Origin of the sequence: Paenibacillus sp. FSL R7-0189, from assembly GCF_037969925.1 — a bacterium.
Lineage (GTDB): Bacteria > Bacillota > Bacilli > Paenibacillales > Paenibacillaceae > Paenibacillus_AQ > Paenibacillus_AQ odorifer.
In genome coordinates, this window is the sequence record NZ_CP150223.1 from 4,140,337 (window position 1) to 4,165,915 (window position 25,579).

30 protein-coding genes and 3 tRNA genes are annotated in these 25,579 nt (G+C 43.2%); 17 read left to right on the forward strand and 16 right to left on the reverse strand.

Going from position 1 to position 25,579, the window contains the following annotated elements:
• Positions 1–17 precede the first annotated feature (17 nt).
• The 6 genes from pyrF to MKY63_RS17965 all read left to right on the forward strand — a co-directional run bounded on the left by pyrF (position 18) and on the right by MKY63_RS17965 (position 5,704).
• Complete coding sequence (pyrF, locus tag MKY63_RS17940) at positions 18–764, forward strand: orotidine-5'-phosphate decarboxylase (RefSeq protein WP_036683371.1); 747 nt, start codon at positions 18–20, stop codon at positions 762–764.
• Entirely contained in the window at positions 761–1,399 is a 639-nt protein-coding gene (pyrE, locus tag MKY63_RS17945) for an orotate phosphoribosyltransferase (protein WP_036683370.1), read from the forward strand. The genes pyrF and pyrE overlap by 4 nt, the downstream gene beginning before the upstream one ends.
• A gap of 1,061 nt (positions 1,400–2,460) precedes the next feature.
• Complete coding sequence (locus tag MKY63_RS17950) at positions 2,461–3,948, forward strand: extracellular solute-binding protein (RefSeq protein WP_076275665.1); 1,488 nt, start codon at positions 2,461–2,463, stop codon at positions 3,946–3,948.
• A 359-nt stretch (positions 3,949–4,307) separates the two neighbouring features.
• Positions 4,308–4,384, forward strand: a tRNA-Met gene (locus tag MKY63_RS17955).
• 44 nt (positions 4,385–4,428) lie between these two features.
• Positions 4,429–4,502: transfer RNA gene (locus MKY63_RS17960), tRNA-Ile, on the forward strand.
• 698 nt (positions 4,503–5,200) lie between these two features.
• Entirely contained in the window at positions 5,201–5,704 is a 504-nt protein-coding gene (locus MKY63_RS17965) for a hypothetical protein (protein WP_076098561.1), read from the forward strand.
• A 288-nt stretch (positions 5,705–5,992) separates the two neighbouring features.
• Here MKY63_RS17965 and MKY63_RS17970 read toward each other — a convergent pair whose 3' ends face one another.
• The 5 genes from MKY63_RS17970 to MKY63_RS17990 all read right to left on the reverse strand — a co-directional run bounded on the left by MKY63_RS17970 (position 5,993) and on the right by MKY63_RS17990 (position 9,883).
• Positions 5,993–6,667: a hypothetical protein gene (locus tag MKY63_RS17970; protein ID WP_036683363.1), complete on the reverse strand. Its 675-nt coding sequence runs from the start codon at positions 6,665–6,667 to the stop codon at positions 5,993–5,995.
• A gap of 671 nt (positions 6,668–7,338) precedes the next feature.
• On the reverse strand, positions 7,339–7,596 hold the full coding sequence (locus MKY63_RS17975; RefSeq protein ID WP_076275664.1) for a hypothetical protein: 258 nt from the start codon (positions 7,594–7,596) through the stop codon (positions 7,339–7,341).
• A 25-nt stretch (positions 7,597–7,621) separates the two neighbouring features.
• On the reverse strand, positions 7,622–8,611 hold the full coding sequence (locus MKY63_RS17980) for a hypothetical protein (RefSeq protein ID WP_081389421.1): 990 nt from the start codon (positions 8,609–8,611) through the stop codon (positions 7,622–7,624).
• Complete coding sequence (locus tag MKY63_RS17985) at positions 8,608–9,102, reverse strand: sigma-70 family RNA polymerase sigma factor (RefSeq protein WP_076275663.1); 495 nt, start codon at positions 9,100–9,102, stop codon at positions 8,608–8,610. The genes MKY63_RS17980 and MKY63_RS17985 overlap by 4 nt, the downstream gene beginning before the upstream one ends.
• Before the next feature lie 445 nt (positions 9,103–9,547).
• Positions 9,548–9,883 (reverse strand): hypothetical protein, encoded by a 336-nt coding sequence (locus MKY63_RS17990; protein ID WP_036683354.1) that lies wholly within the window; start codon positions 9,881–9,883, stop codon positions 9,548–9,550.
• A 109-nt stretch (positions 9,884–9,992) separates the two neighbouring features.
• Between MKY63_RS17990 and MKY63_RS17995 the strand changes: the two genes are divergently transcribed.
• Complete coding sequence (locus MKY63_RS17995; protein ID WP_155288177.1) at positions 9,993–10,139, forward strand: hypothetical protein; 147 nt, start codon at positions 9,993–9,995, stop codon at positions 10,137–10,139.
• Between the two features lie 83 nt (positions 10,140–10,222).
• Here the strand turns inward: MKY63_RS17995 and MKY63_RS18000 are convergent, their stop codons facing one another.
• The 3 genes from MKY63_RS18000 to MKY63_RS18010 form a co-directional block, all read right to left on the reverse strand.
• Positions 10,223–10,384, reverse strand: coding sequence for a hypothetical protein (locus MKY63_RS18000; protein ID WP_155288176.1), 162 nt, complete (start codon positions 10,382–10,384; stop codon positions 10,223–10,225).
• 66 nt (positions 10,385–10,450) lie between these two features.
• Positions 10,451–11,002, reverse strand: coding sequence for an ImmA/IrrE family metallo-endopeptidase (locus MKY63_RS18005; protein WP_076275677.1), 552 nt, complete (start codon positions 11,000–11,002; stop codon positions 10,451–10,453).
• Between the two features lie 164 nt (positions 11,003–11,166).
• Positions 11,167–11,343, reverse strand: a complete 177-nt coding sequence (locus MKY63_RS18010; protein WP_076098563.1) for a YjfB family protein — start codon at positions 11,341–11,343, stop codon at positions 11,167–11,169.
• Positions 11,344–11,492: 149 nt separating this feature from the next.
• On the opposite strand from MKY63_RS18010, the gene MKY63_RS18015 reads away from it, so the two are divergent.
• Complete coding sequence (locus tag MKY63_RS18015; RefSeq protein ID WP_155288175.1) at positions 11,493–11,642, forward strand: hypothetical protein; 150 nt, start codon at positions 11,493–11,495, stop codon at positions 11,640–11,642.
• Between the two features lie 81 nt (positions 11,643–11,723).
• Here MKY63_RS18015 and MKY63_RS18020 read toward each other — a convergent pair whose 3' ends face one another.
• On the reverse strand, positions 11,724–12,155 hold the full coding sequence (locus MKY63_RS18020; protein ID WP_036683407.1) for a NucA/NucB deoxyribonuclease domain-containing protein: 432 nt from the start codon (positions 12,153–12,155) through the stop codon (positions 11,724–11,726).
• Between the two features lie 106 nt (positions 12,156–12,261).
• Here MKY63_RS18020 and MKY63_RS18025 point away from each other — a divergent pair, with 106 nt between their 5' ends.
• Together MKY63_RS18025 and MKY63_RS18030 are read left to right on the forward strand one after the other, a co-directional pair.
• Positions 12,262–12,678: a cytidine deaminase gene (locus tag MKY63_RS18025; protein WP_038572821.1), complete on the forward strand. Its 417-nt coding sequence runs from the start codon at positions 12,262–12,264 to the stop codon at positions 12,676–12,678.
• Between the two features lie 174 nt (positions 12,679–12,852).
• On the forward strand, positions 12,853–14,328 hold the full coding sequence (locus MKY63_RS18030) for a glycosyl hydrolase (RefSeq protein WP_076275662.1): 1,476 nt from the start codon (positions 12,853–12,855) through the stop codon (positions 14,326–14,328).
• Positions 14,329–14,401: 73 nt separating this feature from the next.
• Here MKY63_RS18030 and MKY63_RS18035 read toward each other — a convergent pair whose 3' ends face one another.
• The gene (locus tag MKY63_RS18035) at positions 14,402–14,890 is read right to left on the reverse strand and encodes a PH domain-containing protein (protein WP_036683346.1); all 489 of its coding nucleotides are present in this window, start codon (positions 14,888–14,890) and stop codon (positions 14,402–14,404) included.
• 117 nt (positions 14,891–15,007) lie between these two features.
• Here MKY63_RS18035 and MKY63_RS18040 point away from each other — a divergent pair, with 117 nt between their 5' ends.
• Together MKY63_RS18040 and MKY63_RS18045 are read left to right on the forward strand one after the other, a co-directional pair.
• Positions 15,008–15,568 carry a hypothetical protein gene (locus MKY63_RS18040; RefSeq protein WP_038572817.1) on the forward strand — a complete coding sequence of 187 codons (561 nt, stop codon included), beginning with the start codon at positions 15,008–15,010 and terminating at the stop codon, positions 15,566–15,568.
• A 207-nt stretch (positions 15,569–15,775) separates the two neighbouring features.
• Positions 15,776–16,111 (forward strand): YolD-like family protein, encoded by a 336-nt coding sequence (locus MKY63_RS18045; protein ID WP_036683341.1) that lies wholly within the window; start codon positions 15,776–15,778, stop codon positions 16,109–16,111.
• On the opposite strand, the gene MKY63_RS18050 is transcribed toward MKY63_RS18045, so the two are convergent.
• Positions 16,108–16,272: a hypothetical protein gene (locus tag MKY63_RS18050; RefSeq protein ID WP_169744799.1), complete on the reverse strand. Its 165-nt coding sequence runs from the start codon at positions 16,270–16,272 to the stop codon at positions 16,108–16,110. The two genes, MKY63_RS18045 and MKY63_RS18050, sit on opposite strands and share 4 nt — an antisense overlap.
• A 117-nt stretch (positions 16,273–16,389) precedes the next feature.
• On the opposite strand from MKY63_RS18050, the gene MKY63_RS18055 reads away from it, so the two are divergent.
• The 3 genes from MKY63_RS18055 to MKY63_RS18065 all read left to right on the forward strand — a co-directional run bounded on the left by MKY63_RS18055 (position 16,390) and on the right by MKY63_RS18065 (position 17,873).
• A complete protein-coding gene (locus MKY63_RS18055; RefSeq protein ID WP_076275661.1) occupies positions 16,390–17,076 on the forward strand; it encodes a M15 family metallopeptidase in 687 nt (228 codons plus the stop codon).
• Between the two features lie 75 nt (positions 17,077–17,151).
• Positions 17,152–17,628, forward strand: a complete 477-nt coding sequence (locus MKY63_RS18060) for a WGxxGxxG-CTERM domain-containing protein (RefSeq protein WP_052097266.1) — start codon at positions 17,152–17,154, stop codon at positions 17,626–17,628.
• 159 nt (positions 17,629–17,787) lie between these two features.
• A tRNA-Leu gene (locus tag MKY63_RS18065) sits at positions 17,788–17,873 on the forward strand.
• Between the two features lie 168 nt (positions 17,874–18,041).
• On the opposite strand, the gene MKY63_RS18070 is transcribed toward MKY63_RS18065, so the two are convergent.
• The 4 genes from MKY63_RS18070 to MKY63_RS18085 form a co-directional block, all read right to left on the reverse strand.
• The gene (locus MKY63_RS18070; RefSeq protein ID WP_076222898.1) at positions 18,042–19,253 is read right to left on the reverse strand and encodes a site-specific integrase; all 1,212 of its coding nucleotides are present in this window, start codon (positions 19,251–19,253) and stop codon (positions 18,042–18,044) included.
• A gap of 76 nt (positions 19,254–19,329) precedes the next feature.
• Positions 19,330–19,599, reverse strand: coding sequence for a helix-turn-helix domain-containing protein (locus MKY63_RS18075; protein WP_179087731.1), 270 nt, complete (start codon positions 19,597–19,599; stop codon positions 19,330–19,332).
• Positions 19,600–20,174: 575 nt separating this feature from the next.
• Positions 20,175–20,375, reverse strand: a complete 201-nt coding sequence (locus tag MKY63_RS18080; protein WP_076222895.1) for a helix-turn-helix domain-containing protein — start codon at positions 20,373–20,375, stop codon at positions 20,175–20,177.
• Between the two features lie 74 nt (positions 20,376–20,449).
• Positions 20,450–20,836 carry a sigma-70 family RNA polymerase sigma factor gene (locus MKY63_RS18085; RefSeq protein WP_176462551.1) on the reverse strand — a complete coding sequence of 129 codons (387 nt, stop codon included), beginning with the start codon at positions 20,834–20,836 and terminating at the stop codon, positions 20,450–20,452.
• 538 nt (positions 20,837–21,374) lie between these two features.
• Between MKY63_RS18085 and MKY63_RS18090 the strand changes: the two genes are divergently transcribed.
• The gene (locus MKY63_RS18090; protein WP_179087730.1) at positions 21,375–21,530 is read left to right on the forward strand and encodes a hypothetical protein; all 156 of its coding nucleotides are present in this window, start codon (positions 21,375–21,377) and stop codon (positions 21,528–21,530) included.
• A gap of 270 nt (positions 21,531–21,800) precedes the next feature.
• Here MKY63_RS18090 and MKY63_RS18095 read toward each other — a convergent pair whose 3' ends face one another.
• Positions 21,801–22,685: an AraC family transcriptional regulator gene (locus MKY63_RS18095; RefSeq protein ID WP_256716998.1), complete on the reverse strand. Its 885-nt coding sequence runs from the start codon at positions 22,683–22,685 to the stop codon at positions 21,801–21,803.
• A gap of 153 nt (positions 22,686–22,838) precedes the next feature.
• On the opposite strand from MKY63_RS18095, the gene MKY63_RS18100 reads away from it, so the two are divergent.
• On the forward strand, positions 22,839–25,550 hold the full coding sequence (locus MKY63_RS18100) for a glycoside hydrolase N-terminal domain-containing protein (RefSeq protein ID WP_076222888.1): 2,712 nt from the start codon (positions 22,839–22,841) through the stop codon (positions 25,548–25,550).
• Positions 25,551–25,579: the final 29 nt, after the last annotated feature.

A 25,579-nucleotide genomic window follows, 5' to 3' on the forward strand; every position in this document is an offset into this window, starting at 1 on the left:
TGGATGGGAGAACGGTTATGGGACAGGGAGATGCAAAGTGGAATGAAATGGCGAATCGCTTGATGATCGCCTTGGATTACCCTGATGTTGCTGGGGCAAGAACCTTGATTGACAAGCTGGAAGGGATTCCTTGTTATATGAAAGTGGGAATGCAGCTCTTCTATGCAGCAGGACCGGAATTCATTAATGAACTGAAATCTCGGGGGTATTCTGTATTTGCAGATGTCAAAATGCATGATATTCCTAACACGGTAAAAGGCGGGGCAGAAAGCCTTACGAACCTCGGTGTAGATATGTTTAACGTACATGCCGCAGGAGGCTCGGCAATGATGGCTGCAGCCCGTGAAGGCGCTGCTTCAGTAGTTAATGGGAATGCTACGCTTAAAATGCCTTTGATTATCGCAGTTACACAGCTAACCAGCACGAGCCAAGAAGTGATGAATAACGAAATTGGAATCGCAGGAGACGTAGCAGATACTGTAGTCAGATACGCTAAGCTGGCAGCCGCTGCAGGTCTGGATGGGGTAGTGGCTTCACCGCAAGAGTCTTCAGCGATCGCAGAGGCTTGTGGGCCCGCATTCTGCACAGTTACACCTGGTATCCGCCCAGCAGGTGCATCCCTAGGTGACCAGTCCCGGGTGATGACGCCGGGCAAAGCCATTCAGCAAGGCAGCCACTTCCTGGTGGTGGGCCGTCCTGTTACAACTGCAGCTGATCCACGTCAAGCAGCACTAAATATTATTGAGGAGATGACCCTAGCATGAGTACATTAAATAGAAGTGAACAAGTAGCAAGTTATCTGCTTACGATAGGAGCGGTGGCACTGCGACCGCAGGAGCCTTTTACCTGGACCTCTGGTATTAAGTCCCCGATCTATTGCGATAACCGTCTGACTATGGCTTACCCAGAGGTACGTAACTATATTGCTGATGCCTTCGCTGAGCTTATTAAAAGCCAGTATCCAGATGCAGAGGTGATCGCAGGTACAGCAACCGCAGGCATTCCTCACGCAGCTTGGGTAGCTGATAAACTCAATCTGCCAATGGCTTATATCCGCGATAAAGCTAAAGGTCACGGCAAGCAGAATCAGATCGAAGGCCTAATTAAGCCAGGGCAAAAGGTAGTCGTTATCGAGGACTTGATCTCCACTGGTGGAAGCTCCATCAAAGCAGCACAAGCTGTGCAAGAAGCAGGCGCAGAAGCGTTGGCTGTATTGGCAATCTTCAGCTACGAGCTGGATCGTGCGGTCGATGCTTTTGCTGCCGCTGAAATGCCATTACAAAGCTTGTCCAACTACAGCACATTGATTGATGTGGCTCTTACACAAGGCGAGATCGCAGCTACGGATGTGGAACTGCTGAAATCTTGGAGAAAAGATCCTTCCGCATTTGGCGTTTAAACTAAATATTTGAGTATAGATTGGACGGGCCTCTCACATTTTGGTGGGAGGCTTTTCTTTTTAACTGCACCGAGTGCAATTAAAAGGAAAAGGTGCTCTGACACTCTGGAATACTATACTTTGCCCCGGTGATTCCATTGCGCTGTCGTCTCAAACGCAGAATAGTTGCAGTTCGTGCACTTAAACTAACCTTCCTTAGAAGATCTGGCGATATAGTTGCACTTTGTGCAATTATATCCGCCAGAAATCCGCCGAAAGCACCTAATAACGTTTTTTAACTGTACATAGTGCAATAAAAGGAAGAAGCATAATACATTCGGCTTTAATAGTTGCACAAAGTGCAATTATCCTGCGTAGAAGGGGCGATTTGTGCCGGTCATAGGAAAGGCAGCAGGTTAGTTAGTAGGTTAGTTAGTAGGGAAGGCAAATGCTGTATTGGTAAAAGGAAAAGTAGAGTGGAGTGGAGTGGAGAGTAGGGTTTTGGTGTTTGCATTCACATTCACATTCTGACATTTGGCTGACCTGCGCACTGTCGCTCTGGTATATTGTGCTCTGTCACTCTGGTTTATTGCGCTCTGTCACTCTGGTATATTACGCTCTGTCGCTCTGGTATATTGCGCTCTGTCACACTAGCACTGACACCCGGTGATTTCATCGCACTGTCGTCTCAAACGCAGAATAGTTGCAGTTCGTGCACTTAAACTAACCTTCCTTAGAAGATCTGGCGATATAGTTGCACTTTGTGCAATTATATCCGCCAGAAATCCGCCGAAAGCACCTAGTAACATTTTTTAACTGCACATAGTGCAATTAAAAGGAGAAGCGCAACACACACAGCTGTAATAGTTGCACAAAGTGCAATTATCTTACCGTAGAAAGGCATATCAGGATCCTCAGAAAACTCCCGGAATGTTTTTTATAGAAATAATATGAAGAAATCGTAGCATAACTTTAAACAGCCTGTAACTTCCCCTCCTGAATAAAGCTATATACTGTTACTAGAATTATGGGTAATTATTCATAAGGTGGATGGATTGAGTATTTTATGGGAGGGTTCAAGAATGAATCATATAAATAATAATAGAAGGCTATGGCGGCGCTGGTTAAGCTTTGGAGTATGTGCTGCACTGCTATTGCCTTTAATTTCTGAAAGCAGGCACACAGCTTGGGCGGAGGCTTCTAAGCCATCTACAGAACAGCGTGTACTACGTATTGGCAGCCTCTGGTCTGGAGAGGACGATTCTTCTTTTCGTCAGCAGTTTACAGATATGTATGAATTGCAGCATCCTGAAATCAAACTTGAGATTATTCCAGCCATCAATATGAATGAGCTTCGTTTTGACAGCACCTATCCAGAGGTTAACCCAGATAATCTGGAGAATATCCGAGCAATTATGGGCGGTGCACAGCCAGTTGATGTAATCGTCGGTGATAGTACATTGGTGAAGAGTTTGGTGAAGCATAATCTGGTGCAATCGCTGGAGCCGCTTATCGCACGAGATCAATATGATTTAAGCAATATGGCACCTACAATGTTAAATGGAGTACGTGAGCTGGGTGGAGGAAGTCTTTACGCGTTAGCGCCGACCTTTATGTCGAGTGCGTTATATTTTAACAAAGGTATTTTTGATGCTGCTGGTGTAGGTTATCCGACGGACGGAATGACTTGGGATGAAGTGTTCGCGCTGGCCGAAAAGGTGACCAAGAAATCGACAAATAAAGATAAGCGTATATATGGATTTTCGATGAACCGTTATATGAGCGATCCTTTCTGGGATATGCAGACCTATGTCTCACCGCTTGAGCTTGCTATGTATGACAACAAGGGACATAAGATGGAGGTAAACCAAACACAGTGGAGTCAAGCTTGGACGACCTACAGCCAATTGGTGAAAAAGCAAATTACACCTGGGTTAAACGGTATGGATTTTATAGAAACAGAACGGAGCACCTATAGTCCTGTCCAAGGGGATCTATTCCTTACCGGAAAAGCTGCAATGGTAATTGGAGAATACGATTATCTTAATGAGCTTGCAGGTGTGAGCCGCAATGCAGCAAAAATTAAAAATTACAGTCCCGTCGATTGGGGTTTCGTTACCGTACCTACTTTTAAGGAGAAACCAGGAGTGGCTGTAGGTACTTGGGTAGGTAATATGATGGCTATCAACACTATGGCTGCTAATAAGGAAGATGCTTGGGATTTGATCAAGTTCGTCAACAGTAATGAGGTAGCCAAAATTAAAGCTCATACCCGCGGGGAACTAACTTCCCGTAAGGATTACATTACCACGAAGGTACCTTCAGTAAATCTGGAATCCTTCTATACGCTCAAACCATTACCAGCCAATGATCCTTTGATGAACGTCCTACAAACACAGAAGCCTGGAATTAGCCGTATTAACGATGTTGGGCGCCAACTATTCACAGAAGTTTATCAGGGCAAAAGAACGGTGGAGAGTGCCCTCAAAGCTTGGGAGAAGCAAGGGAATACCATGCTGGGTACGCTCGAAAAAGATCCCACATATTATTTCGACTCTATAGGGGATTAAGTTTTGGAATATGTAGCGGCCACCGGATTTCCGGTGGCTTATTTTGTGGAACTTGGGCATGATAAGTTCAGAGCAGCGTGAGATTAATTTGCAAAAAGGAGAAGAGGGCATCATGAATTGGATATACTTCGCGAAACTGTTCAGAACGAGATTTCAAGCAGGTTGTTTAGCAAAAAGGTTGGAGCAAGATGGCTGGATTTATGGCTACCATGACCCAAGTTTTGTGGAAATTTATCGATCCCGCAAAGGAAGATATGGGGTTAGATTTTTGCCTTGAGAACTTTTACAAATTCATCCTTGACGTAGACCCATTTTGTACTGTATATTATTTATTGTCGCTGTTTGAATATTATTTCTGACGCGGGGTGGAGCAGCCCGGTAGCTCGTCGGGCTCATAACCCGAAGGTCGCAGGTTCAAATCCTGCCCCCGCAACCAATTTTATTACAACAGCAATTGTACATTCGGATATTTTTAGATCCGGGCCCTTAGCTCAGTTGGTTAGAGCGGTCGGCTCATAACCGATTGGTCGGGGGTTCGAGTCCCTCAGGGCCCACTTATCAAAAACCCTTACTTTGTAAGGGTTTTTTGCTGTCTATAAGCTTAGCAATATAAGAAAGTAGAATGGATAAAGAACAGAATTTTGAGTTTGCTAACGGATTTGCTAACGGGAATTATTTTTCTGCAGTTTCGAGCTGTTTTTCAGCGTATTTATTCAGTTCTGCTTCAATTTTATCAACGGCCTCTTCTTGCATGATTGGGAGTAGGTGTGAGTATTATTCGTTGAACATCGCTGGAGTCATACCCAGTCGTTCAGCAGCTACCTTTAGCTTTATATAGTTCCGACCAGAGTAGCAACATACTAAGTCAATTTCCTTGTATGAGTCCTCGTATTCTTTTTTTTAGCCCCGATTTGCGTATAGCGTTCCTTAAGACCATCAATAATATTCTGAAAAACCTTGCAAAGTACCACTGGTTATCATTGTAGCCAATCTAGAATATTTCTAGTGTCATTTGTAGAGTACGGCAGTTTACTTCTCTGCCACTGCCGCTCTTGTTAAGGCGCATGCAGGTAGCTGTTCTTTGTTAGTAGGGGGATTTAATAAATTTTAGTAGAAGTTCTGACATTCATTTTAAATAAATGTTATAATTATTAAATCAGTGTGTAGAGATATTGGTCTTTTTTGTTGGGCCAAAAATATATGTCTCATGATACGTCTGCCATCTGAAATATTATTCACGGAGATGACAAACATGCATGGAGACAAAAGACTGCCCAGAAACGGAAAAGAAGGTATACTATTTTTACTCATTATTTCAATCATTTCAGTAAACACTATTGCCCCTATTATTGTGGGGTTGGAACGTGGCTTCAGTAAGGAAGTGTATATAGATACACTAAAGGTTATTCCGTTTATGTGGATGATCGTAGTTTTATCTGTAAGATTAGTTGCAGGACCGATTGTCGGGAAAGTGATGCCGAAATTCATGGGACAAACAGATGGATTTAATGCAAGGATTCTGTTGAATACTTTATTGAATGTCACGGTGTTATCTATTTTACTATCAATTATTGGCACATGGGTTGGGACGAAACAAATAAGCCTGGATCCACTTAAAAACTTCCTTCACATCTGGCCAAGAAACTTTGGTATAGCATTTTGGATTGAACTGTTGGTTGCGCAGCCGATAGCAAGATTTGCGATGAAAACATTACACGCAAGACAGGATCGAAAAACGGAAAGTGTAAATGCGTAACTAGCTAGAATTTTGTAGACGAATAAGAAAAAAAGGAGCGTCCATGGTGGGCGTTCCTTTTTTATGTCGTAGTAGTCGGATTATAATGCTCAACAGGAGATGCTCGCGAATGACTGAACGCACAATGTAGAAGCATGCTCTAAATACTGCGTACTTTTGATTTGCCTTTGGGGCGAATTGCTTCCTAAAGAATTAATCCAGCAATAACTCTAGCCCCCGGTCACCGCGGTTGAGTTTACAAGTACCCACTAAGGAGAAGTAACCGATGAAAACGAAAATACTCTTTTACTATCTGTGATAATTGCATTTACATGCACCGCAGTCACACTGGAGCCAACCACAAGAATAATGAATAGGGTGTGTCTCAGTGCCTAAAGGAGCATGACATCTCCAGCATTTAGTGTGACGTATTCCATATTTCATAATTTGTTTTTCTTTGATATGCGTTTGGAAGTATTCTTTTTGTGATTTTTTTCGTTTTTCTTCCTCTTCTTTCCTAAGTTGTTCATTTTGTTGAATTATGAATTTTCTTTCAGCTTCATTCTTTTTAATAGCGAGCGCTTCTTGAACGTACCCTTGAATTAAGGAAATATCATTTTTCAAGCAACATACTATCTCTGTTACATTCTGTCGTTCATCGGAAATCATTCCATATAGGTTAACGCCATTGTTAAAGTCATCTTGCGATAAATTAAGCATATCAAGATTTCCTGACACTAATGAACGACTTATCATAACGTTTCCAATGGATAAAAATCCTGAACTCAATTTCATGCTCAATATGCTATCTTTATGCAGATAATTATTACCTTTAATTTCAATGATGGCGAATTGTCTGTTTACTGTTGGAGTATAAGTTAATTTATTATCGATTTTTATAGTATTTGATTCCGAAAGTTTCTGATATTCTCTATCTTCTATTATTGTAAGAAGACCCTGTAATACTCCTTTGAAAAATCCCATATTATGTACTCTCCTTTTATTTAAATCAGGTTTATTTTACCATGTGAAATAGTTTAATAGTGAGGAAATTTGAATTGTATTTGACTGAGGATTAGTAACATAAGGACTCTGGAGTATGAAAGATTTGTTATGGACAGAAAAAAAGAAAGAGTTATCCAGTATCCGATAAAATAGCTGTTGGGGCACTTTTTCTTGCTGCAAACTTACTTATACTAAACACCAAACTTCGTTTGATTAGGGAGCATTTTTGGTATGAGGCTCCTATCGGACCCAGCTGACCCTTAAAGAGGTTTTTCTCCACATTTGCAATTCTAACGGACTCCATAGTCGCTATTGGCATAAAAAGTACCGCATTTGAGTCTCTTTCTAGGCATTAGCGACCATGGGGTCCGAAACCATGCTCCAAAGGCTGAAAATCAGCAAATAGCGGCATCTGGGTCCGATAGCTCGAGGTGGAGGATGTTAGTTCGTTAGTTCGTTAGCTCGTTAGTGCCATGCTCCTCGCAGATGTAGTTGCAGAAATTACAATGAGAAGTAGCCTATAAAGGAACAGTCAGTAGTTTCACCTCTACAACCAGCATATCTAGTATGCGGGCTCATAAACCATACAGTAAAGCACAAAACGGCACTGCTCCAAACCATGAAATGGTTTGGAAGCAGCGCCGTTTTTGTTAGCAGTCAGCTAAATTCCTCCAATGGAGAGCAAGGCGATCGAAACGATGTACCCAATTGCTTCCGACCGCAGTCCCAATCTCAATCTCGATCGCAGTCCCGATCGCAGTCCCGATCGCAATCGCGATCCCAACCGCAGTTGCAGCCCCGATCGCAATCGCGATCCCAACCGCAGCCCTAGTCGCAATCCCGATCGCAGTCCCGATCACAGTCCTAATCTCAGTCGCAATCCCGATCCCAACCGCAGTCCCAACCACAGGCCCTGGGTATCCACCAACATCCCTAAAGTTTCATGCTGTCCCACAGCTGCTGGAATGCCCCGGATTCGACATCGAAGAATACCGGTGCTAGACCGTAGCGTACAAGGCCTTGACCGAACAGCGTCAACTCTACTCGGGCATTGTCTTCCAGCTGCAAATAGATGATCTTGCGGTCCTCGCTGTCGTAGATGCCTTGTTCGATCAGCGGCTCTGCTGCCAGTGGTTTAGCCGCTTGAAGTGTTGTAAGAAAACCTTCAAGCGCCTCGCCATTGGCGATTGGCGCCTGCTGCTGGAGGCCGTTGTTCCAGCTGTTGAAGCTTTCCCACTGAGCTGAAGTAACTCGGCCTTCAAGATTCAGCTTGCCGAATAGGTCGGCGCCGCTGTTTATGGTGATGCCGTTCGTGTGCTCATACAGTTCAGCGAATACCTCGCCGTTGATTTCCGAATAGGACATAATCAGGAAGCTGGAATCATAGCCCTTCACGGAATAGAGATCCGTTTCGCCGATGTTCGAGGCTAACTCAATATATTCGTCGTTACCGCTCCATTCGTTGATGCCGCCTGTAGTGCGTCCTAACTTGTCACCGCGCAGAGCGGCAGCATCGGCAGCGTCGATGCGAGTCGCTGACTGTGTGTAAATATTATTTTTATACACGACCAAGGCGATCATATCTGCCTTCACGCCAGATTCCTTATCTGGCAGTTTCAGCTTGGGAATGACAATGCTGCCCGATGTAGCTGTGCCCGAATTGCCAGCATTGCTTACACCCGGAGTTACCTGGGCAACCTGCCCCGGGGAGCTCTGACTGTTCAACTGCTGCCATATACTAGGCCCAGCCAGACCGATTCCTGCGGCGAGCACGACACTTGCCGCGATATAAACCGTCTTGCGCGGACGTTTCCGCTCCTGCCGCTGCTCCATTTTGTCGAACAATTCTTTTTTCATTTCTTCACCTGGTTTCATCGAATCCACCGCTTTCTTATATGTTGTTCGAAACTGATCTTCCTTCACTGTGGTTCCGCTCCTTCCAGCTCCAGTTTTAACAGTTGCCGTCCCCGCTGAAGTCTCATCTTCACGGCAGACTGGCTAATCTGCAGAATCTTGCTGATCTCCTGGATGGGATAGTCCTCGTAATAATAAAGATGGATTACGGTTTTATACTTCATGGGCATCGCCATAACTAACTGCAGCAGAGCCCAATCCTCGGGGCTGTCTGCCGCAATTGGCTCAGCGCTCTCCAGCTTAACCTCGCGCTTGCGCCAGCCTCTGCCCAGTAGTGTTTTACAATGATTGGTGATTACCCGGATCAGCCATGCCTTCTGATGTTCGGCATCTTTGAACTTTGGCGCTTTTTCTATTAGCTTGATGAAGGTATCCTGAGTGGCTTCTTCGGCATCTTGCCGGCTGCCTAGATGGACCAAAGCGATCCGGAACAGCATATCTGCGTAGATTTCGTAACTCTTCATCACATGATTTCCCGGCCGGGTCATGGATCGCTGCATGATACTGTGCCCCCCTTTACCTATAACACCATTTAGGACGGCATTAGGTCACATTTTGTTCCTGAGAAAATTTCTTTGTGTTTGAGAGTAGAGGATGCCTATTCATAAATTATCGCCAGAGGGTTATGGACTCAGAAGTCGTTATTTGCATATAAATAGACTTTTGAGCAAGTTCGCGGACCCCAGTGACGCTATTCCTTAAAAAGTGGGCCTTGTAAGGTGTTGCTCATGCCAATAAAGGCGATGGGGTCCGTTACACTTCGAAATGGAGGGTTATGCTACGCATAAGATCAACTGTGTCCGATAGCTGCTAAGCAGCACGCCAATATTGTCTACGCAAACGATGGTTACTTATTTAGAACAGAGGAGATCAAAAAAAACGCATTTGCCCAAGCACCAAGTGCTGACTGCTGGACAAACGCGTCTTTTTAATAGAGTGACTCCTTCACTGGAGATCCTCTTCGATATGTTTATATGTATAGCTAGGATCATTACCTTTAACAGGAGCCCTGCTGTATTGATAGATCCTTCCATTTTCTTTTCGATAAAAGTATCTTGCGTAGGGTTCGTCTGCAAAAATCACCGTGGTACTTACGAGGGGAGCTTTGGCAATCTGGGTGTATACTTTATAAAAATCTTCCTTCTTATAATTTCTTGTCTCTATTAGATAATGAATGACTTCTCTGTTCATATGATTTCGGAAGGAGTGGAGGGCTAAGGATGTTATTCCACAGATTAACAGGATTAGAACGATGAAGATTAATTTTGTATTTTTCTTCATTAATTCCCTCCATATAGATAATTTGTATATAGTATAAGATAATATACAGAGACTATTATGTCATTCATAGATATCTTGTAAATGTACAAATAAGAAAGGAGGTAAGAATATGACGCAGGAAGAAGAGAAAATACTGGAGCTGGAGCAGCGAATTAAGGTGCTGGAAAACCAGGCAAGTCCGAGGCTGCCGGGGATGAAAATCTTATGGTTTTTAATTTGGGGTTGTGTAATACAAAAAGGCAGCAAATACCGATAGTAATCCAGGCGTAGGCGAACGAAGAATTGCCGGGACATACTATATTTGCTGCCTTTTAACTTATGAAGAATAATGATTCTCTTTTAGTCTTCTTTGGGTTCTTGCAATAAAATGGAGAAGGTCCCCGTTTCGTGATCCACCTCAATCGTCTCAATGCCCACAAAATCCGGGATTTCGGGGTGTACTGCATCTACATTATAATCCGGATGAGTCAGTAATAATTCAATTACTTTAATGGCTTCCATGTCGTTCCCCCTCACGAGAAATTCCACCATAAATGAATATGCAGAGAACTACTGCAACTAAGCTTATTATCTCCGTGATCCGTTGCGAATATGTGTCTGTCGTTCTTCGTTTCTTCCCATCACGGCCAATAATTGCCCTTGGAACACACGTCTTTGGATCTGATCAATCCGCTGTAAGGCCAGCTCGGCAGGTACTTGGAATTCTGCTGCAAGATAGGAGATGGCATCTTCCCGTTGCTCAGGCAATGTCATGCGGGAGATCATGGAGTAAGGCATCGCCGCATACAAGATAAAACGCTCGGATTCGTCCTCCTGTGCCCGCGTGAAATGCTCTGGCATCAAGGTCTGATTATCGCTGCCATGGCGAAGTAGATGACACAGTTCATGAAGAAACTCTAGCCGTTGAAGATTGGCTGGAAGGCGGTTGTCGATAAACAGGCTGTACATCCCTGCAGACGCTTCAATGCTCTTGCTTCTCACATCCAAATAATGAACCCAGATATTAAGCCGCTCTGCAATATACGATATTGAAATTTGCGAAGGCTGATGAAGATTTAATCGCTTGTATAAATCCTCCGTCCATTTCTCAAGCACAGTCATTTGATAATATGATTTCATGTTCTCCAACTTATTCACCTCGTTTAAAATCACTAATAAATCACTAATGGGATCGTATGTTCGCATAAATGTGCAAAAGAAAAGCCCGAAGGGCTATGTAGAGTAAAAAAAAGTCTAAGGATACATAGGAACGTTCGTTCTCATGTATCCTTAGCATAAAGCAATTACACACTAATATCAAGTGTTTTTCCCAAATTCGGAGCAACGCTTTTGCCCAGCATTTCCACCATAGTTTGGCTCTGGGTTTCAGCCTGATTCTTGGCAATATTCATGACCTGTATCCCAACATTTTGAGCTAAGGATGCTTGGCTCATTGCCATTGATAATGCAGCTATATCCATATTGCACCTCCTTTGTGTATATCCTGTTTATCGACTGTCCGCCTTCAATTCATTAGGTGATTGGCATTTGTTTGCCAATTCGCCCAAACGGCTTATCTCCTTTTTACATATCTTGTGCTGTAGTCATTAATCATTAGGAGGAATTGAAAATGGGTATGGAACATGGTTGTGGTTGTAACGTAGGTCCGGTAGTAAGTCCAGCATCAGTAGGTCCGGTGTGTAGTCCTTGGACTTCTACAGGAGCAATCCTGGTACTTTTCATCTTGCTGGTTATCATCACTAAAGCTTGCTTATTCTAAGTTAGCTGATGTGAAGTATAGCCCCGTCTGGCGAATGCCAGGTGGGGCTATTCTGTTGCCTGGGGATGGTCAGACAGATCGTTATTTAAACATAAATTCTACCCGGGTTCCGTCTGCATAATCCTCCAGCTGATTGCCAACCCAGCTTCCTGCCCCGCGGTTATCGCTTGGCGTTATGTATTCAATGTCGGCACCAACGCCGCCTTCCTCACACATAGCCATTGGCCATTCATCCCGGTCATATCCCTTTTTAGTAGGGATCCCTTTTAAGGACTCTTTGCGGTTCTCTTCAGCCTGCTCTCGGTTAATCGTACATGTGGCGGATTCACCTTTCGCAATGGCATCCTGAATATGCTTGGCGGTCTCAGGATAGCGGTCTGATGGGAAGGTTAGCTGAACAACACTCGAATTGGATGGAGACGAGGGGTCTGTAGGCTCTCCGTTTTGTTCAAACCAGTAACTAGCCAAAGCAAGTAATGCAACAATGATGAGACTGGAGATCCATTTTTTCACTTTCAATTCTGCTCCTCCTTTTTTGGCACTTAAAATAGTATATCTTATATCATAATTCAGTGCGATTTAATATAATTAGGGAAAATAAAGGAGGACGGAACTGGATATGGAGTACATAATTACCATTGAGGATCAGACGCTTATTACGGCTGCCGAAGATATAATTACCAGACGTTATGAATGGGGGCGTCATCATGTGGGTGCAGCGCTTCGTACTAAAACAGGAGAGATTTTTACAGCGGTACATGTGGAAGCCAGCATGGGGAGGATTACAGTCTGTGCAGAAGCGATGGTGATTGGCAAAGCGATATCCGAAGGTTATAAGGAATTTGATACGATTGTTGCGGTAAGGCATTCTGATCCAGACAGCGAGGAAAAAGAGATTAAAGTAGTCTCTCCCTGCGGCATGTGCCGAGAGTTAATTGCGGATTACGGAATAGACTGCAAGATAATTGTATCGGAGGATGACCGATTAGCTAAATATGAAATCACTGAGCTATTGCCTTTAAGGTACACGAGATAAGAAAAAAAGTAATGAGGAGCCGCTGAGCTCCTTTTTTTGTTGAGCCGTGAAATTATTCAGCAGTTCCTTATATCGTCCCAACTTATTTTACAACTTCATGTCCATTCGCTGAGTTCATGTCACTATTGTCCCCATACTATAACTTAAAAAGATTTAAAAGGATGGTGAGAATAGATGGAGCAGCGGATTATTCGTCAGATGGTTGATTCAGCATCAAGGTTCGTGGGCGATGTGCAGTGGCAGATGGCTTTTCGCAGATTACAAATGGCTCCGGCGGATTCGGGACTGTCGTCCTCGGCTCAGCTATTGCTGAATACCCTCTATTACTTGCAGGGAAAGGGTGTGATAAGCGGCCAACATGATTATTTGGAAAGTGCAGACGAGCTTATGGAGAAGCTTAAAAATACCAGTGGGCAATATGCTGCGCTTCATGGCTACGAGCTGGGCGCAATCAATAATCAGTCCCAGGCTCTAATTGACAATCAGCGGAATTGGGTCGTCAACAGTGCGATACGCTGGTCTAGGTCCGGCGGGATCGTAACGATGTGTTATCACGCTGCATTACCGGGGACAGCGCCAACTTGGGGGAATGTAAATACGAGCCTAAGCAATGCTGATTTTGATAAATATATAACCCCAGGTACCACCCAGTATAATGCGCTGTTAGCTGATCTGGATAAGATAGCCTTGTCGCTGAAAAAGCTTAATGACGCAGGGATTCCTGTACTTTGGCGGCCGTATCATGAAATGAATGGTGGATGGTTTTGGTGGGGGCAAAAGAGCAATTACGTTGCATTGTGGAACCTTATGTTCGATCGTTTTACCAATTATCATAAGCTGCATAATTTATTGTGGGTTTGGAGTCCAAATGCAAAAAATCAGTGGTGTGATGAGCCGGCAGAATACTATCCGGGCAGTGATAAGGTAGATGTGCTGGCGCTCGACATTTATGACGCGGATTTCAAGATTAGCCATTATGATAATTTATGGGATCTGGGTCGTGGCAAGCTGATTGCGATTGGTGAGAATGGAGAGCTTCCGTCTGCTGAACTGTTGTCCAAAACGCAGCCCAAATGGTCTTATCAGCTGACCTGGGGGAAACTCCTCTATGAGAAGAATACCGATGCTGTGATAAAAGCTTTTATGAACGACAAAATGGTATTCACACGAGAGGAGTATGCTGCTGAGGCCGCCGCTTTCGCTGCTATCGGGGATAGTGTGCTGGAGAGTGGACTCTGTGGGCAATACTACAATAACATGACGCTTAGCGGCACACCTGCACTTTTGCGTACGGATGCCAATATTAACTTTTCATGGAGACAAGGTTCGCCTGATCCTGCCATTCGTGTAGATGCGTTTTCTGTGCGGTGGAGTGGGAAGCTGACGGCTGCTTTTAGCGAGATTTATACCATTTATTCCTACTCTGATGATGGGATACGGGTATGGATTGATGGCGGGCTAGTCATTGATAGTTGGGTAAATCAGAGCGGCCAGGAACGAAAAGGAAGCATAAGTCTGATAGCAGGTAAGCCGTATGAAATAAAGGTGGAGTATTATGAGAATGCGGGCGACGCCCGGGTTGTTTTGCAGTGGGAGAGTCCTAGCCAGATCAAGGGGGTTATCCCAGCGGGGGCATTTTATCTTCCTTAAAAAAGAGTACTTCAAGTGTACAAGCGCAAGCAAAAAGCCCCGGTTTTCCGGGGCCTTTTTACGTATGAGCGTCTTAAATTTGTTCGCGGTAGCTAATGTTGTTGGCGATCTTCTCGTCACGAACGGCTTTGCGCAGAACATCTTTGACGGTTTGGGCATCATGGATTTTTCGAAAAAGAAGCTGAGGCGCTGAGGCATCATCAGAAAATACAGTTAATGACCCGATGCCAAGCATCCGGTCCATTATTGACTGTTTCACGGATAAATCGCGTACGCGCAGCAATTCGATTTCTTCAACATTTTTACCGATAAGTCCGGTCTTTAACATAATGCGCTGACTTGTAATGGTATATGAAGTTGTGTTAAGAGCTATAATTCCTTTAAGTCGATCTGAGATGCCGGCAGGTTTGCCTTTCCAGAGCACAACTTCTTGATTGACATGATTATCTTCTGCTGGTCGATGGGCGGTCACTGGAGCGGTACCGTTAAGGCTGGTTCCACATTCTCCACAAAATTTAGCGCCCTGCTTGTATTCCGCTCCGCAGGTGGTGCAATAAGGCATAAATACCCTCCTTTTCTGATCACAATTAAAATAATTATAACATAACAGTCATTTTACATATATTTCATTTGCGCTTTACACAAACCGACATTATCCTGTTAAGTGGAGGGATAAATAATGAAAAAAGCTTTACTAATAGGAATGCTGATGATGACTGTCATCCTTAGCGCCTGCAGCAATAATTCAACTTCATCGGCACCTGCCACGGAAGAAGAAGTGCAGGAGACTGTGCAAAACTTCTACAATGAAATGTCTAAACTTGAAGAGTCGGGAAAATCTTCTTTAGCGGAGTTCAACGAAGCCATTGCTGGTTATTCAGCAGGAGAACTCACGGACAAGCAGTTGGAGAAGAAAATTAAGCAATTTCAGAGTACCGCAATTGATTTATCGAATCAAGCCGAGAAAGTAAAAATTTCCTCCAGCTTGCCTGAAGACATTCGTAAGTTGCTTGAAGAGTCTAAAATTTCCTTTGAAAGTGCTTATTCTTTAAAAAAAGAGGCTTCTCAGGGCGCAGATTCCGCAAATGTTACGGCTGAGCAATTTAATGAATTGAATCAAAAAGCTGATATAGCGATGTTGTTCGGTATCTCCAAGCTTAATGAGGCAAGAGAAGCAACTGGACTTATAGATTCCGAAGGTGAAGCTACCTCAGTATCTGGAGATGTTGTTCAAGAATAAATCAAATCAGGCGCTGCACAGTTTATCTGTCAGCGTCTTTTTGCTGCGCTTACATGGATATACATTGATATACATCTTTTGGATAAAAAGCGCTCCTTCAAAAAGGTATCTTTTTCCTGATTATTGATTAATATGCGAAGATGCGGATATAATACAAACATACGTTCGTGTTCAGAAGAATAGATATATTATAAGGGAGGGGTTACCATGGGCAAAAAGCTGGAAAAAAACGGGCTGTGGGAAAGCAGCCGCATGATGCTGCCGGAGCATAAGACAAGAATTATAAGAGATGAACGGGAGACGCTGCGCCGCATCAAGCCTATTCTGGATGAGCAAAAGCTGGAGGAGATCGAATGTACACTGGCTTTGTCGTTGCGGAGTCATGTACGAGTGACAGTTGTTCTGTTTGAACCTTTTGAAAATACGATGTTAAGTGGCTTTGTGACTTCCATTCACACCCACTCGCGTGAGTTTAAGCTGCAGTGGGCGGAGGAATGGAAGTGGATCGATGTGGATGATATTGTCGAGGTCTATATCGTTTAATGCTGAGAACCGTTGCCTTCGCTTTTCTCATAAGCGATTAAGGTAACGGTAGGGTTACCGGTCAGATGTGCAATGGAAGCTTCAGCATTCCGAATAATTTCCAGTGCTTCTTCCTGTTCACTAAGGGCTGCAACTTTATAGCTATCGCTATGAATATCCATATGTCTCCCACCTTTCATTAAATATTTTGTCCTTTTTTGTGGAAATCATCCTAAGGGGGACAGGGGTACAGGCAAATAGGGCAGGGGCATCATTGAATATACCAAAGGGGTGATTCTATGCTGACTTTGGAGCAATTGAGGGAAAAATCCGCGGCGCGTCTGGTCGGGCTTCACCCTGTCTTGGCGGCAGGTGCAAATGCTTTGATTCAGCAAAGCCATGCGAGAGGAGTCCCTATCGTTATTACTCAGGGTCTACGGACCATTGCTGAACAAAATGCTTTGTATGCGCAGGGTAGAAGTAAGCCGGGACCGATAGTTACCAATGCTAAAGGCGGTACCAGCTATCATAATTATGGTCTTGCGTTTGATTTTGCGCTTTTGCTGCCGAATGGCACTAGCCTTTCTTGGGATATCAATCGTGATGGTGATAAAGATAAGACTGCGGATTGGCAAGAGGTTGTACAGGAGGCTAAGCGGCTTGGATTAGAATGGGGCGGGGACTGGACCTCTTTTAAAGATTATTCACATCTGCAAATGACTTTCGGTTTAACTATAGATCAACTTCGGGCAGGTAAACGTCCAACGACGGACCAAGCCAAAGAGGCTTTAAAAAAGATTACCGGAGGGGATGATCAGGTGAACAAAGACGTTACAGTGACCATTAACCTAAACGGCCGTAAGCTTACCGATGGCGTTCTCGATACCGGAATAACCTATGTGCCCATACGTGCGCTGGCTGAGGCACTTGGAGCAAAGGTTACTTATGATGCTGTGACCAAGACAGTTAATGTAGTAAAAGAGTAAAATCATCATGCATAGACAGTGCCGTCCAAGGGGAAATTATCAGTGATAACTAACCTTAAAGGGAGGCATAACACTGTGAACAAGCTGATAACAAGCCTTGCATGCGGTACTGTACTGTCAATGAGTCTAATGGGAGCTAGCTATGCATCAAATGCCGTTGGATCAGCAGCATTGGGCGGTATCCCAGCCGCGAATACCGGAATGGATGGCACTGCGGAACACACTCGGATGATGAATACGGAAGGCAATCTAATGAATGGCACCACGGGAACAATGAATCAGCATGAGAGCATTATGAAAGATAAGATCCGCATCGATGATAATTACAGACCTAACAACTACAACACCAATAACTACAATGACACCCGCAATAACTACAGAACCAACAGCACTGTTAACCCGGCAACCAACACTACACAGACCGGTAAATACCGTGCAACTAGTACAACAACGAATGCTGCGACTAACAAAGGATCTAACTGGGGCTGGCTCGGTCTGCTTGGACTTTTGGGTCTTGCCGGAATGAGAAGCAGAAGTGACGAGCGTAGATAATCCACGTCTATAATAACCCGTGTCGGTTTAGGCTGAACGGGTTATTTTTATTGTAAATAATTTTTTTTCGAAAAAGGATTGCGCGTTATCGATATTCATGATATTATATTTCTTGTCGCGTTATATGTGAACAACGTATGAAGCTTCAACACATAATATGCCGGGGTGGCGGAACAGGCAGACGCACAGGACTTAAAATCCTGCGGTACGTGAGTACCGTACGGGTTCGACCCCCGTCCTCGGCATCCTTGATTTATAAGGGTTTTTTCCGAAAAACCTTGGTTTTTAAAACAGCTTAGGAGAGAAGTTTTTATATAGTTCTCTCCTGCAGTTCTCTCCTTTTTCCGAAGGAGAGAACGAGGAGAAGATCGCATGACTCTCATGAAATATTGAGGGCAGTGCGATCTTTTTTATTAAAAGACCAAAACACCACTCATTGTTGATGCTGAAGATACTTTGGAACTGTATTCCAAGTGAGAATAAATGTTGGCTGTTGTAGAATAGTTGCTGTGTCCCAGCCATTCCTGAATTTCTTTCATACTGACTCCGTTGGCGAGTAAGAGGCTTGCACAACTATGACGCAGGTCGTGATAGCGAATATGGCGAAGACCATTTTTTTTAAGAGTTCTAGTGAAGTTCTGTGTGATATAGCCGGGTTTAATACGTTGTCCCAACTTATCTAGATATACATACTCCTCATAATCAGTGCAGTAAGAGTTAGCACATATGAGTTTATTAAGAGCTTGAAGCTCACGAATACGCAGCAGTAGATCCTCAAAGGCTGGCACAAGAGGTAAGGTGCGGCGACTCGGCTTGTTTTTAGCCCGGTCCTTTTCAATGATGTGTTCCTTACCTTCAAAATAAACCGGAGTTACAGTGTGCCTAATACTAATCGTTTTGTTTTCAAAATTTATAGCTGTCCATTTCAACCCAACTACTTCACTTCGGCGCAATCCATAAAAAGCAGCAAGAATGACTGCTAGCTCTATCAGCTCGCCCTTAACTTTTTCAAACAGAATATTTGTCTCCTGCTTGTTGTAAAAACTGCCTACAAAATCATTTTTCTTTGGTCTTTCAATCTTATCTGCAGGATTAGTGTTAATTAAATCATTTTTGAGAGCATGTTTTAGCGCTTTGCGAATATTAGCGTGATAATGGAGAACCGTGTTGGTTGTTACTCCATTTTCCTCTAACTCATACTGATAATAATCCTGAATATGAATTGGTAATAATTCTTTGAGACGGAGGCCTTTTTCTTCAAAATAAGGTGCTACATGATTAGTTATGACATTGTGGTAAGATGCGTAAGTGATAAATTCAACCTTGTGTTTCATCATTGCTAGCCACTGAAGCATGAAGACAGAAAATAGTGGTCCTTGATCGACTGGCTCTTCGGCTGGCATTTCTTCGATAATTTCTTCAACTACCGGTTCTTCCTCAGTAACATTTAAAAGAAGTGTAAATTCCCTCCTTGTCTCTAATAGCAATGCTTCTGCTCTTTTTTTGTTTCCCTTTACCGTAAGACCAGTAGGAATCCACTTTGGTTTTCTCTTACCTTCTTCATCCTTGCAATTCAAGACCATATAAAAAAGACCTTTTTTTTCTTGCAGGTGGCCTGCTACCATGAAAAAACCTCCTTCATAGCAGCCCGCTTGACCCTACCATTGACGCTTTTATTATAACACGTATATAAGTATTGATTCAATGCACTAAAGCGTCACAGTGAGGAAGGTCGAAGGTAAATGCAAACATATTAAGATAAAGTAGGATGTTTATTTTTGGAATTTTATAAACTCTGCCAATTTTGAAATGACAGATTTTATTATCTTGGAGTAACTTATAAGCGGTTTTGCTACTAATACCTCCAAGCATTTCACACATCTGCATAACAGTTACAATATCTGGATATTCTTGATATATGATACCATACATATCTTGAAAACCTGTGGGCAGCCAAAAGTCAGTAGTCATTAAAAGGACCTCCTTTATAAACATAATTACCAACAAGGAGCCAATAAACTATAGAATAATTCAAATATTCATAATAAAGATAAGTGTCCGTATCAAGCTGCTGCTGGTTTGCAGCATCATAACTTTGTTAATACCAAAGTTCCCCCTCATCAGAGCGAGCTACCCCCAATACAGTGACGTTGGCCGGGCAGAAGTATCAGGATCTTTTTGCTGGTTGTGGCGATTCAATCTACCATAGATTGATTTTAGCCAGAAGATTGTCGCTCCGAACTCTAGGTTCTATATAGATCTAGATCGCTAGAGCTCATCTTGGCGTCTCCGCTTCGTCGCTTCTGTGTTTATACAGAGCAAATAAGAACGTACTTGATACTAGACGTATGTTATTGTCAAAGGACATCCAAAGCTACAAGCCTAACGAAAAAACCGGAGAATTAATTCTTAAAGACATTATATTAATCCTCTGTATTAAAATGGGCTTTATCATTTGAAATACAACTTAAATACAAAAAAAAGTTATGTTTCAATCTATAGGTGGCAATTAAATAGCCATAAAAGAGCATACTAAATTAGATCAACTAAGAGAGATAACGGTTGATATCAAATCGGCGGACAGCCAAGATAAAAGTGATAATTAGTTGTTGTTTACAGTCTTCGCTATAGTGGCCGTTGTGCCATGAATGTTTAAAGATTAATCGTTCATATCGAGAGATCAACTCTTCTTCAGCAAGTCTATCCCCACCTTGAGCTAATTCGATAAGTTCCATTACTTCCCGCATAAGAAACCTCCTTTCTACTGGGATACACATTTTGTAGAAAAGGAGGGGAACGAATGCGGGTGAAAAGCTTAATTCTACACCTCCAGTTGTTGCTTAAGTTTCTCCAATAATAATCTTTTGGCCTTACTCACAGCTTGTTGAGTTAATCCCAATAAATTAGCGATTTCTGAATCTGTCTTTTCATCGTAAAATTTATAAGCCAATAGTTTTTTCTCCATCGGATTTAATGCTTTGATGACAGAACTCAAGTATTCCTGAACCTCTATCTGTCCTATAGGAGCAGAGAAAAAATTTATTGTAAGCTGTACATTTTCAATATTTTCATTTAATGGCTCAGTATAACGGTATTCAAAATCTAATTTTCTGAAAAAATCACGACTGGAGTGATAGAGGCATATTTGAATGTAACGGCTAAATCCTTTTTCAACATCAGAATGAATATTTCGTCGATTGTTCATCATGATCATCTCCTCATTCTCAAATAGGGAAAAAGATCCCAAAAAACAACTATTGACATAATATTGTAAATAATAATCAGTTTTTTTGTTGATTTTTGGTGATAAACAACTTTACGTATACGTAATCTTGTTTATTGTTCCTGCTCAACTGTTCGTATCAACATATAAGTCGCTCGCGTTAACTTAATCTTTGTCAACAAAGAAGTAAGGTTAGAACGTGTTCAATAGAATTGGACTTTCTTTGAGTGCACAACTTGGCTCCTATGGAATTGAAGTCGAACTATATTGTTGAAATTTGTTACATAATGTTTAGAATTGTCAGTTGAACCGTGTCTGAACCTCCTTGGCGTTTTTTGTAAGTTTAAATTAAGTTACCGATCTGTGCAATCTTCATTCGTGGTTATTATTCGGCTGCCTTTGGACGGTGTACTCGCCATATTTAATTGCTCAGCCACCCCTTTAAAGTACATACTATCAAAATAAGAATTAGCTATACGTAGAAACGCTGCATTTGCACAAGAGAGCAAGGAGACTCTACAAAGTGGATATAAAATTCACAAACGTCATTACCGAGCCAGAGCTGCGAAGGCTGTCCACTAACAGAACACTGTACGAAGGCAGCCGGAAACCTGGAAGTGATTGTAAGTCTGGAATGGCTGTGTTACCAGAAGTAGGCTCAGGAAATCCTGCGAAGTAATTCTTTCACTTGCTCATAATCTACTGAAGCAAGCTGCAAATGACCAAAAATGCAGAGCAGCGATCCTCCAATAACAGGAGAATTGCTGCTCTGTTGAATTCTACGGTTTTGAGAATGAACGTGGTCTGTCTCCACTAGTGGAAAACTACTGTTTATACGATAATGAACAATCTAAAATGTAACATGAAGCACATAGTGCCTTCGTTGCTCCATCCGGATTTCTCCAGTGTAAACAAAGGAGGCTTTATTCTAAATGGTTTTAGCTTCGTTTCAACACTTCTTTTTGTATTTAGTGGCTGTCATCCCGAAATATTTTTTGAATACATTACTGAATTGTTCCGGTGTTGCGAAACCCACTTGTGCTGCGATTAGGCCGATGGAAGTTTCCGTTGTGAGTAGAAGCCTTGAAGCTGCAGCCATTCGTGCGTGCAGCTTCTTATCTTTGAAGGACATACCGTATTGCTTATGAACCATTCGTTCCGTCTGTCTTGTGCTTAGCCCCAATTCGTTAGCAAGCTGTTGCAGGCTAATGGAGCTGTAATGGTATAAAAAGCTATTCTCAATCATAAGCAGTCTGCTATCATCAAGAGTCTTCAGGGGAAGGGACGGTACGGTGGTATGATTCTCTCTGTAATGTCTTAACAAACAGATCACAATCATCTCAAGAATGTTGGTCGCCATATGATGGACGCCGATTTGTTGAAGGGAAAGCTCTTCAGCAAGCATTTGGAACAATTCGAGCATTTTCCCATCCTCCTGCCCAATCCAGAAGGGGGTGGATACCAGCAATTCGGGGAGAGACGGCTCTCTTACGAAGGAACGTTTGACATTGGGAGATATAGAATTGCCGGGCAAAATCTCAAAGAAAATGCAGTATTCAGCCATCGGGTCTTCCAGATCCGGAATCTGCTCGTGAACGACATCTGGACCGGTTACAAATAACGTGCCGGGCGTGATTGCGTAACGGTTTCCTTGTGCATTCAGAATACCTTGGCCGGTTGGAATAAAATGCAGCTCGTAGCTTCCCTGGCTATGGCTGTGTTCAGGCATAGGAATGTGGAAATACCCGAACTTAACATACAATACGTTCAATACTACCTCGCCAAGAGTCAGCTTGATATCTAGATTTCCGATGTTAATATTAGGTAATTTCATGCGATCTAACTCTCCCCTTGTAAAAATGCGACATGCTTCCCTCTTCCTTGTCATCTCCCAGGATAACGAATCCCAGTCTACATTGATATAATTATTACTAAAATTCGACGCAATGTTAATAACTGCAGCCCAAACAGATCAGGAGGAGATCTTATGACCAGTTTACCGGAAACAATACGTTTGTATAAGAAAGGAAATTATGCAAACACCTACACGGAAGTTCCCGCTGTTAATCCCGGAAATGCATGGCGGGAGGGTATGGTTAGCGGAAACGGGGAGAACGGATATATTACTTCAGGTTCGCCGTATGCGGACAGTTTTATTTTTCAGAATATGTCCTTTAACTATCCTTCCAAAGATCCAAGAGTGATTCCCGAAGAATTGACGGAGCAGCTGACTGATGCCAGACAAAATGTTTTTAAGCAGAACGATAAATGGAAGATTACGAATAAAACCGGTTCCACAAGGATCAGAACCTTTTATTATAGCTACCATCCTGGACACCAACTCCGATTCAGTATACCTTCCCAAGGAAATCTGGGTGGTTATGAGAGATGGACGAATTATGAAACAGCAGAGACTGGGGTACGATACAGCGATGAGAATGGGGAATGGGTCCGCACCTCCTTTACGTCCCGTGAGGATAATGTAACTTTTACCAAGATCACAGCATCTTCTACAGGCACAAAAATTAATATAACCCTCTCCATTGATGACATCTCCACAATAAGCGGAGCGAACGAAGGCCACATCGAGCTGAGAGAGCTGCAGTATAAGAAGCTGGTGGACTCCGTTGCGAATTATCTCGCCCAGGTTGCTCATTATCCCGTGTATCAGGGAAGTGAACTAGCTTACGGCGGATACGCTGGCTTGACTCAGGTTGTTGTTGTAAACGGAACCAAGAAGAGAATGCTGATGGCTGGCAGTCATGAACGGATCAATGTTGGGCGAGAACCAAATCCGGTCATTCAGATTAAGGACGCTGATGCCGTATATTTAATTACGCGCTCAAGCAGAACTCATTCTATGGGGAGAATCGAAGAATTTGCTGAAATGACACAATACAATATCGTAGACCAACTCTATCAAGATATAAATGCGGTTGTGCAAAAATATTTGGCCTCAGACGGTCAATTCAATTATGATGCAGCTCTAGCTGCCCATACGAGGAAGCATTCAGTAGAGTTTAATGCAGTGAGCTTCAGTATTAATGGCGACGACCACTACAAAAATTCAGATAACCAGACCTTAATCACTACGCAGAAATCAACTCCGGGAAGAGTCAATCATGCTTTTATGGAGCAGGTGTATAACCAGGGACGGTATGCCATGATCTGTTGCAGCGGTACCAGTGCACCACGCTTATATGGAATGTGGACCGGGGAGTGGAATCCTGGCTGGCGGGGGATTTATACGCTTGATGCTAATGTGAATCTGCAGGTTGCCTCCATGAATACAGGCCATTTAACTCAAGCACAGCTCGGATATATTACTTTTTTCCTGAGAAATACTCCCGACTTTGAATACAATGCGCGGATGGCGTACGGAATGCACGATGCACTGCAGGTTTCAGTTAACTCTGACGGCGATCGCGGGATGCATGTGGAATATGACAATGATTATCCGTTTGAATACTGGAACGCGGGGGCAAGCTGGTGCCTTCTGCCCATTTATGAATACTGGCAGTGTTACGGCAACCCAAAGATACCGCTTCATGAGAATATGCGGATTCATGAACTGCAGACTATTCTGAGTGTACAAGATGGAGGCATGAGCGATGAGGAGTTCACACAGCTGTTAGACAAAGGCTATCTGGATCTTGCGGAAGATATCCTGCTTCCCTTGCTTACCAAGCAGGCAAACTTTTGGCAGCAGATCTGTACACCGGAATATTACATGGATGTCAACGGCAAGGCATGCTACCAGTGTGACAAAAAGACTTTGAATTCAGGAGAGAAATACCTAATTATTCCCACATATTCTCCAGAGAATCACCCCATCGGATATAACAGTACAATCACGGCGAATGCCACCATGGACATTTCAGCTGCACGGGATGGTCTATCTATGGTTATCTCCATGGAAAAGGCAGTCAAGCGCGATGGTTATGAAACAGCCATAGCTAAGTGGACAGCATTGCTTGAGTTGCTGCCAAATTATAAATATGACTATGATGGTGCTTTGCGCGAATGGGCTATGAGTGAGTACACGGAAAATAACAATCATCGGCATTTGAGCCATCTTTATGTGGCATGGCCAGCCTATGAAACACAAACCGATCCGGAGTTAAAGCGGGCAGCAAAGATAGCGATTGACAATAGAGACCGATTTAATACTGTCGACGATACCGCCGGGCATGGTTGGATGCATAAGGCGCTAGTTCAAGCTAGGCTGAAAAATGGTGACGGAGTGCTCTCGGCATTTCTTCCCATGATGAGGGATGCGGGTTATTACAGCTCCTTAATGACAGATCATGATTCAAACAGAAGATGCAATTGTTATTGCACAGATACCTCTTTCGGTACTGTGGGAGCCATTAATGAAGCGCTGTTATTCTCGAATACGGGTGAAATAGAGGTTCTTCCGGCATTGCCATCCGATTGGACAAAGGGTTCTATAGATGGGCTTATGGCAAGAACCTGGGTCGAAGTCAAGGCATTATCCTGGAATCTTTCCGCCAAAACGGTGCATGTATTACTGCGTTCCAGCAAGAATGAAAATACCATCCGAATAAGGGTGGGACTATCTTGGACTGAGGCCAAGATCGACGGAAGTAAAGCGGATGTACAACAGGACTTACGCGGGAAATATATTCAGTTAACACTTAGTGAAGGTACCGAGGTTACAGTGGCATTTCAATTGTAGGACCAGTCCAACTGTGACCACCTTGAAAA